The following is a 6,070-nucleotide window of genomic DNA, read 5'->3' on the forward strand; positions in this document are numbered from 1 at the left end:
CCTACAACACTGAGCCCATCGGGCCGCCTGGGCCGCCCGATGGGCTCAGACGGCCCCGGGCCCCGGTCCGACCGTTCAGCACCAAGTCCGTCAAGCGCTCCGGGAGGTCCGGCTCGATCGGGCGGGGGTCGAGCAGGGAGCGGGTCTGGAGCGGGGAGCAGAGCAGTTCCAGTGCCAGGGCCGTGTCCCTGTCCGTGTCCGCCGGGAGTTCTCCGCGTTCGACGGCCCGGCTGATGATGGCGCCGGCCTGATCGAGGCGGGACTGTCAGAAGGTGTGCCAAGCCGCGGCGAGGTCGGGGTCCTCGGCGCTGAGCGAGGCCCGACGGAGCGGCCGGTCGGGGCGGCCTGGTACTCGGCCGGTGCGTGGGCGAAGGCGGCCAGGTCGGTGCGGACGGCTCCGGTGTCGGGGATGCCCTCGTCGCTGCCTGCCAGCATGGCGTCCAGTGCGAGCTTCTCCCGGATGCCTCAACGCCCGTACACCATGGTCTCGTTGGCCCCGGCACGGGCCGCGACCTCGGCCATCAGCCCACCCTCGGCATAGCCCTGCCCGTACTGGGGCTACACCGGCTCCGCCCCCGGCGCCCTCGCCAAGCTGATCGGCCGCCTCCTGGACGACGGAGCCGCCCACGCCCTCACCTACGGCGACAAGGACGACGTACTGAACGGCGAACCCGAACTGGAAAAGTTCCTCCAGTTCAAACACCAGACCGGCACCCGACTCAACCGCCGCCTGCTGGAAAACGTACGGGCAAACGGACCGGACGAACTCAGCCTCCTCACCCGCCTGCGCCTCGGCCGGCCCGAGCCCTCCCGACACATCCGTCCCGTAGTCCCAAGAAGGCCGGCCACGCGGTCTCGTGGCGGCAAGGACGAACGAGGCTCCCGTCTCGGGCACATCCCCGGGACGGGCGCCGCCGTCCTCCGTCACCCCGTGGCCCACTCCAGGCCGGGGTCGGCCAACTGGTGAAGCTTGTCAACGGAGAGCTTGGCGCGTCCGCTCCAGCGGCTGGTGGACTACCGCACGTTGAGCGTCCGCCGCTGGGACCGCATTGTCGACGCCTGAGCAGCCGGCGACCACCAGGGCCTGGACGACGCCTGGCAGGACGTCGTCGTCGGGGTAGTACGAGTCGCCATCGACATCGGCTTCGCCGCATGGATGAGCGATTGTCAAGAGCTGTGGGTCAGGTGGTGCGTGAGGGTGGAGGTGTCTCACTGAGGCTTGGTGAAAGCCTTGTGCTTGAGCCTGGCATGCCGGCCCGGGATGGCTTGCCGACCGGACGTGGAGCTCCATGGCGCCGACGGCGGTGTCTCATATGCTCCGCCCATGAGAGAGCCCCAACCGATCGAGCTATCAGGAACGTTTGTCACCAGGGGGGATGATCGTTGGCGCGATGATCGATGGTATGGGCGGTACCGGTTGTGGTTTCCTCAGGTGTCGCCGTGGCCCGACTCGAACTGGACGTTTGTTCGAGTGCGTCCGGGGTGGCGGTCTTTGGTCGAGGAGACGCTCTCGGTGGTGGCTGCCGAGGTGCCCAGGCAGAAAACCTGGCCGGTCCATCTGCTCAACCAGAAGGTCCATGGGCGAGGCTGGGGCTTCGACCTGGGCCCACCGGAGGCTGACTACCTCGGCCTGGAGATGCTGTCGGACATCTGCTACATCGACATGCGCAACCTTCACCAGCTCATCGATCTCCTGGCACCGGCTATGGAGGACGCGCACTTCTTCGTCTACTCGGCGGGCGACGGCCTCGACCGGTGGGTCGACGAAGTGCACATCCGTGACGGGCGTAGCAGCGTTGCCAGGTGGACCGTCGAGGGCGAGGCCTGGGCTGATTTCCCTGCGTTGTGCGCGGAGCTCGCCGGTAATCGCTCTGGGGACGAGGCCTTCGGTCGCTTCGTCACCTTCCTGAGCGACGCAGCGGCAGCACCTCGCTGATCTCCGGGGACTTGCGGCACCCCGGCGGCAGGATCTTCGAGGAGAACCGCTTGGCCGGTGGCTTCGTCCACGCGCCGGTCGTTCACCCGTGGCGCGGTGACCTTGAGGGGACCTGCCGCGGTGACCACGGTGCGGGGCCGGTGGTGGCCGTTGCGGATGCGCCGGCCCCGATCGTCCGTCTCGGCGGCCAACTCAGCTAGGCCAACTCCTCGACAGCCCAGATGTCGTGCGTGCTCCCGGCGCGGGTGGACGCGGAGCCGCCCCGGCGCCGCCGCAGTCGTAGTCGGGCGGCCCGGTTCAAGCGACGAGGTAGCAGGATGACACGGTGTTCGACTCTCTGCGTGAACCGTGGCTGCGCGGCATCGCCTTCAATTCGGCGGGGCCCTCCGACGTACTGGCACGCCTGTTGGATCGAGTGGCCGGTGAGGCCGGCCTGCTGATGTGCGAGGGTCGTGACCTGCCTGATGCCGTCATCGACGCTGCCCTGCGCCATCCGGCCGGAGTCATCCGCCGCGCGCTCGCCCGCAACCGGTACGTCGACCCGGCGCGGCTCGCCCCCTTGGCGACGGACCCGTCGGGGATCGTCCGCGGGTGGCTCGCCGCCGGCCCCCGTCACTACCCCCGATGGGTCCGACCGCTGCCGGACGACGTCCTCGTGACCCTCCTGACCGCCAAGGACGGGGGCGAGGACGGCAAGGGTACGCCGGTGTATTCAGTTTGTCCTTGCTCCCGAGCTTCTGCGGATCCGGCGTATCGCGTCGACGACGAACGAGGCGGAGCCCACCGCGAAGATGAAGGCAAGTACGGTGTCGTGCTGGATGGCGAGAACGACGACCAAGGTGGCCGTGACAGTTGCCGCCATGACTTCGGCGGTCAACGCGAGACGGTGTCTCGCTCTCTCAGTTGGTTGTCTCAACACCGGCGTGCCCAGATGGTCGGAGGGATGGGAATGCAGCAGGACCCGAAGCGTGTCACGCCGGAGACGACGGTCGTACACTGGCCCATGGCGGACACTAACCGCTGATCACTGCGGAGGGTCTCCGTCCGCTGATTCGGTGCCACATGGGCTCCTCGCGCAGGGCGGGCACCTGTTTTGCCACTCCAAGGGCTGACGAGGAGGGGCGGCCTGTTCGGATGCCGCCGGTAGTCGCGGGCGCTGCATGACCACGGCAGTTCTGGTGCCGACGCTCCCCAAGGACCTCACAGACCACCGACTTCGGCGACGGCTCCAGGCACTCGGTGGCGACCGGGTCGTAGCCGACGCCGTCGACCGGCCGGGGCGGCGGGCCCGGAGCAGGAGAGGACCGCGTGAGGGGGGAGCGGGCAGGTGAAACCCGCCCCATCTGGCAGTACTGGACACGTCCCGGCGTTGTCAGGGCCGCTCTCGCCCTCCCCGGCATCACCCGGATCAGGCTGCCCTCAGCTGCAACCCAACTGCTGCGACAGCGGGTTGGCGCAGGTCTTCCACCTCCACTCGAACCAACAGCGCCTCACGGCGCAAACGGAATGTGTGCCAGAACCCCGGTTCCTTGATCAATGTCGATGAGTTTGGGAGTCACTCATGGCCCGGCGGGTTGGTTTTGCGTGACCTCCCTTGAGTGGCCGAGGTACAGGAAGTCCTGGCGAGATTGATCTTGGGCGGAACGCCTGGCCGAGGAAACGCGGCCGGGCGTTCCGGGTGAGCGGCTACGACTCCGCGGTCAGAGTTCGCCGCGGCGTGCGAGCTGATTTAGCGCGTTCTCGCGGATGATCTCGTTCCCATCGTCGCGCAAACCTTCGAGGGCATCCCGGGCCTCCGGGCCGGGAATGGCGCCGAGGGCCCAGATTGCCTTCACCGCGAGTGCCCGGTTCTCGTCCCAGTCCAGGTGCTCGGGGACCCAGTGGGTTGCCAGGGCCAGTGTCGGCACCGTCCTGGGCGAGCGGAGCCTGCCCAGCATGCGCACGATGTCCTCGTGGTCCCTGTGCCAGTCGGCGGGGAACAACTCGGTCAACGGCTCCAGGAACTCCTCGACGGAGGCGCCGGCAGAGGCATGGAGGATCAGCGCCATTTCGACGTCGTCGGCGTCCTGGCGCTCCATGGCGTCCCGGAGCAGACTCAGCGCCAGGGCCTCGCCGTCGGACTCGCCGAAGTGGGCGAGCACCTCGTCGAGCGTGCGCGTCCGGCCTTTGCCCGGTACGAACACCAGGCCCATGATCAGTTCCTGCTCCTCGCGGGTCATCGCTTGACCACCTCCCACGCGTTGAACGCCCCATCCTGGGTGGACCCTAGCAAGATCATTCTCGGCGGGTGCCTCCCGAACTCGTGAACATCGACTTGGCCGCCTCCGGGGCGCCTCCCGCGCTCATCGACAAACGACTCCCGTTCTCGTGGACAAAGCCAGGCCACCGGAACACCGCAAAAGAAGACCAGCAGTCAGCAGACGTACAGCGACGAACCTCCCTTCTGAACGCGGACGACCCGGCCGGAGGCGGCGGCGGTGACGGCCTGGCGGTAGGTGGGGTCGATGACGTCGCCGGCGGCGAACACGCCGCGGACAGGTTCGCGCCGGCCCGTATGACCGAGGCGCTTGGGACCCGTTGCCGCGTTGCAGGCCGTTAGCCTGTCGGTATGTCAGAGCGTGTCATGCCCGGCCGCACGGACGGCCTGATCACCTTGGTTGCCGCGGATGTCCTGTGGGTCGATTTGACGGCCGACAGTGCTGTGCCGACGGCCTCTGGGGCATTCACCTGCTCCCCTGCCCGTGCCCGGGTGGGGTACGTCCTGCTCGGCGGCCATGTGGTGGCGACGGTGAGGGCGAGCGGCGGTCAGTGGATTGTTCCGGAGGTTGAGGTGCGCCGGGCGGCCGCAGAACTGAACGCAGTTGCGATGGATCGGCAGGACCTGGTCCGTATCGGTCCGTTTCGTGGGGCGCCGAGGCAGGAGTGCAACGAGGAAACGCCGCTGCGTTGGCGCCAGCACATCACGAAGGAACTGCAGGAGCTGGGCGGCCCCGAGCGGGCAGCACGACGTGAAGTCGGCCAGCCGTACCATCTGGCGGGGATCGACTGGCGGCAGATACTCGTGGAGCAGACCCGCGCCGGTACACAGCGCACATGGTGGCTGCCGCGCGCTGTGGTCAGGCTGCTGGACGCGGTCGAGCACGCCGAAACGCAGTGGGTGCAAGCCGCGCGGACACGCCAAGCAAGCGCAGCCGTCACCGAGCCGCCCTCCCACCCCCGGCAGGTCCGAGACGCCGGCGGTCGGCAGACGACGAGCCCCGAGGGCCCCACCGCCGCACTGCGCCCGTACAACAAAGAATTGGAAGGCCAGCTGTACTCGGTGCTCAGCAGGAAGACCGGTTCCTCCCGCAGGGTGGCTGGGTGGGCGTGCGCCGTCTGCCGCACTGCGCCTGCCACCGTGCTCGACCACTGCCACGAACACGGCTACGTTCGCGCCCCCGTCTGCCAGTCCTGCAACACACAGGAACGCCCCGACCACCTATACAGCAACGACATCCGCGTGGCCAACCGCTACACACGCCTCTTCCGCACCGACACCGACGACTGGCTCCGCCACTGGCACCGCTGCCCCGGCTGCCGCGCACGCACCACCCTGCCCCTGCCGCACCTCGCCGCATGGACCGCCCACATAGCCTGCCGATCGCTGCGTCCGACCCACCGCGCCCCCCGCGGGCGCAAGCCCTGCGGTACCCTGCGCGTGTCCTGGGCGGGCAGTCAGAAGGCGCCCCGTTCCTGCCTGCTCACTGTCGCCGTCGACTTCTGCCCCTCCGGCGAGCACCGTGTCCTGGCGCGAGTCCCCTACCGCGAAGCCGCCGAGCGGTTTCGTGCGTGGTTGGCCGAGACGGCACCTGCCGTGGCCGCCGCGGCCGGTCCTGACCGCCTGGACGGCCTCCCTGCCCAGTTCCGGCCAGTCATCGCGGACACCAGCGGCAAGGACCTAGAACTGTTTTGAGGGCGTTGTCACGTTGGTGGGATGTTGATCGATTGAGGGCGCGTCAGGGCGTGTAGCGGTCTGGGCGGGGACCTGGGTCACGCTGTCGTGGGCGGGGTAGTGGCGCCGGTGATCTGGTCCCAGATCACGAAGCGGGTGGTCATCTCGGCGCGGTATTCGGTGGCGGTCATCAGGTGGCGGCG

The 6,070-nt window shown here is 68.6% G+C and carries 4 protein-coding genes and 2 pseudogenes; 3 read left to right on the forward strand and 3 right to left on the reverse strand.

All coding sequences use genetic code 11. The features are described from left to right. Position 1: 1 nt before the first annotated feature. Positions 2-250 (reverse strand): annotated as a pseudogene (locus tag ACIRJP_RS03275) (TetR-like C-terminal domain-containing protein); the annotation flags it as partial. A 1,242-nt stretch (positions 251-1,492) separates the two neighbouring features. Between ACIRJP_RS03275 and ACIRJP_RS03280 the strand changes: the two are divergent. Continuing rightward, the gene (locus ACIRJP_RS03280; protein WP_404167587.1) at positions 1,493-1,936 is read left to right on the forward strand and encodes a hypothetical protein; all 444 of its coding nucleotides are present in this window, start codon (positions 1,493-1,495) and stop codon (positions 1,934-1,936) included. Here ACIRJP_RS03280 and ACIRJP_RS03285 read toward each other — a convergent pair. Further along, positions 1,917-2,112 (reverse strand): annotated as a pseudogene (locus ACIRJP_RS03285) (IS256 family transposase); the annotation flags it as partial. The gene ACIRJP_RS03280 and the pseudogene ACIRJP_RS03285 overlap by 20 nt on opposite strands. Positions 2,113-2,261: 149 nt before the next feature. Between ACIRJP_RS03285 and ACIRJP_RS03290 the strand changes: the two are divergent. Beyond that, positions 2,262-2,960, forward strand: coding sequence for a hypothetical protein (locus tag ACIRJP_RS03290; RefSeq protein ID WP_404167589.1), 699 nt, complete (start codon positions 2,262-2,264; stop codon positions 2,958-2,960). Positions 2,961-3,636: 676 nt separating this feature from the next. Here the strand turns inward: ACIRJP_RS03290 and ACIRJP_RS03295 are convergent. Next, positions 3,637-4,155, reverse strand: a complete 519-nt coding sequence (locus ACIRJP_RS03295; RefSeq protein ID WP_404167591.1) for a HEAT repeat domain-containing protein — start codon at positions 4,153-4,155, stop codon at positions 3,637-3,639. A gap of 389 nt (positions 4,156-4,544) precedes the next feature. Here ACIRJP_RS03295 and ACIRJP_RS03300 point away from each other — a divergent pair, with 389 nt between their 5' ends. After that, positions 4,545-5,888: an endonuclease domain-containing protein gene (locus tag ACIRJP_RS03300; RefSeq protein ID WP_404167593.1), complete on the forward strand. Its 1,344-nt coding sequence runs from the start codon at positions 4,545-4,547 to the stop codon at positions 5,886-5,888. The last annotated feature ends 182 nt before the right edge of the window (positions 5,889-6,070 follow it).

It is taken from the genome of Streptomyces sp. NPDC102437 (genome assembly GCF_044765565.1).
Lineage (GTDB): Bacteria > Actinomycetota > Actinomycetes > Streptomycetales > Streptomycetaceae > Streptomyces.

Coding starts and splice junctions, on each gene's coding strand:
- ACIRJP_RS03295 (WP_404167591.1), bottom strand. CDS start 4,155: ATGACCCGCGAGGAGCAGGAACTGATCATGGGCCTGGTGTTCGTACCG.
- ACIRJP_RS03300 (WP_404167593.1), top strand. CDS start 4,545: ATGTCAGAGCGTGTCATGCCCGGCCGCACGGACGGCCTGATCACCTTG.